The 1948-nt window shown below is 36.9% G+C and carries 1 protein-coding gene and 1 pseudogene; one reads left to right on the top strand and one right to left on the bottom strand.

Annotated features, from left to right (window positions below; translation table 11 throughout):
• Positions 1–851, bottom strand: a pseudogene (locus BN338_RS02475) (ABC transporter substrate-binding protein); the annotation flags it as partial.
• A 353-nt stretch (positions 852–1204) separates the two neighbouring features.
• On the opposite strand from BN338_RS02475, the gene BN338_RS02470 reads away from it, so the two are divergent.
• Positions 1205–1777: a cold-shock protein gene (locus BN338_RS02470; RefSeq protein WP_039758687.1), complete on the top strand. Its 573-nt coding sequence runs from the start codon at positions 1205–1207 to the stop codon at positions 1775–1777.
• Positions 1778–1948: the final 171 nt, after the last annotated feature.

The following is a 1948-nucleotide window of genomic DNA, read 5'->3' as shown; positions in this document are numbered from 1 at the left end:
GCGCAGCTGCTGACATATTTGGTCATATCCTCACTATAGGGAAGTGTCGTATGTAAGAAACCTTCTGCTGCTTTTCCTGCAATTGTAATCGTCTCTGGATTATCCATAGCATCTCCACCTATAATTTGAAACTTCGCTCCTAATTCACGCGCTTGTTTCATGATGATAGCTCCTTCAGAAAAGTAAGATGGAATGAACAAGATATCAGGTTTTTGTGCAATAATTTGCGTGAGAACAGCTGAAAAGTCCTGATCTCCAGAATTATAATTTAAATTTGAGATAACTTCACCACCTAATTTTTTGAAAGCACGTGCAAAATAACTTGCAAGACCAATCGCATAATCGTTTGAAATATCTTTGAGGATAGCGGCTTTTTTTACCTTTAAAACTTGACTTACATAAGTTGCGATTCCCACTCCTTGATAGGAATCAATAAAGCACGCGCGAAAGTAATATTTTTTACCCTGTGTAACAAGGGGACTTGTTGAAGAAGTTGCAATGGTTGGAGTCTTTGCTTTTTCAGATATTTCTCCACCTGCTAGTGAGAGTGAAGAACCGTAGCTCCCAATGATTCCACTGACCTTTTCGCTTGCTGTTAAACGCATAACAGCATTAGCCGCTTCCACTTTATCAGACTTATTATCAATAATAACAAGTTCCACCTTACGTCCCCAAATTTCTGGAACTTGTTTGTGCGCTAATTCGATACCTCGAATCTCAAGTTGACCGCCAAAGGCATTTTGACCACTTAATGGAAGATAAACACCAATTTTGATAGGTTCACTCGCATAAACATTTGCTGCAAGTGCCATGAAAATTGTGATTGTCGTAAGGATTTTCTTCAATTGCATTGCGCATTTTCCTTAATTGAATTGTTGTTTTTGCACCTTATATTGAACTTCTTCATCATGCAAGTTACACATTTAATCAAGTTACACATTAATAAAATACCAATAAAAATACCATTATGTAAAAAACTTTTATATGACCTTTTTTATAAGGCACTCCTTGTAAGATATGTAAAGCGTACAATCAAATAGTTTTATCAATATTTTTATAAATTCCATGTTGATATTAACATGTAAGAATTACGACAATATGGGGAAATCTTATCTTGGGGCTTGCGTGTTGATACAAGAGCAATGTTTACTTAAACCTAGAGAATCAATGTCGTGCAATTTATAAGCTACAGGATCACGTTATTATGACGAGTAAGGATGCATTAAAGGATTATTCCCTATCTGAGGATAGTATAGGTGCTTGTGGAGAGATTATCGAAATCAGTGGTGTCATTAAGTGGTTTGATGGTAGTAAGGGCTATGGATTTATTGTACCTGATTTACCTCATTTTCCCGATATATTATTGCATGTTACAGTCATGCGAAGGGATGGTTTCCAAACAGCTATGGAGGGTGCTAAAGTTATTTGTGCTGTGGAAAAAACAGAACGAGGATTAAAATGCGTTCAGGTGAAATCCATCGATTGTTCTTCAGCGGTTCATCCATCAGAAGTTCCAGCCCGTACTCATGTTGTTGTTACTCCGGAAAGTGGCCTAGAACGTGCAATTGTTAAATGGTTCAATCGTGACAAAGGTTTCGGTTTTCTTAGCCGTGGGCAGGGAACAGAAGATATTTTTATTCATATGGAAACGTTGCGCCGTTTTGGTTTAGCAGAGCTTCGTTCGGGACAGGTTGTTCTTGTCCGTTTGGTAAGGGAAAAAGGTTTGATGACAGCAGAAATTTATCCAGATATAGGATTTCCTTTTGCAACACATTAAATTACTGCTCATTGAATTTTACCAGTGAAATCAGTGTGTTTCTGTGTCTTTAAGGGGTGGTTATTTTTATAAATAGCTAGAGGGGGTCTTTGTTATGACCCTCGCGGATCTATAAACTAAATGAAAAAATATGTATATTCTATTGAAAAGAATAAAAAAAGTATGGGAATA

This window comes from Bartonella queenslandensis AUST/NH15 (assembly GCF_000312585.1).
GTDB lineage: Bacteria > Pseudomonadota > Alphaproteobacteria > Rhizobiales > Rhizobiaceae > Bartonella > Bartonella queenslandensis_A.
Note: the sequence above shows the minus strand (reverse complement) of the source record. Positions and strands in the feature narration are given on the sequence as shown.

Bases quoted from the DNA above. Each gene is read 5' to 3' on its own strand.
- BN338_RS02470 (WP_039758687.1), top strand. From the start codon at position 1,205: ATGACGAGTAAGGATGCATTAAAGGATTATTCCCTATCTGAGGATAGT.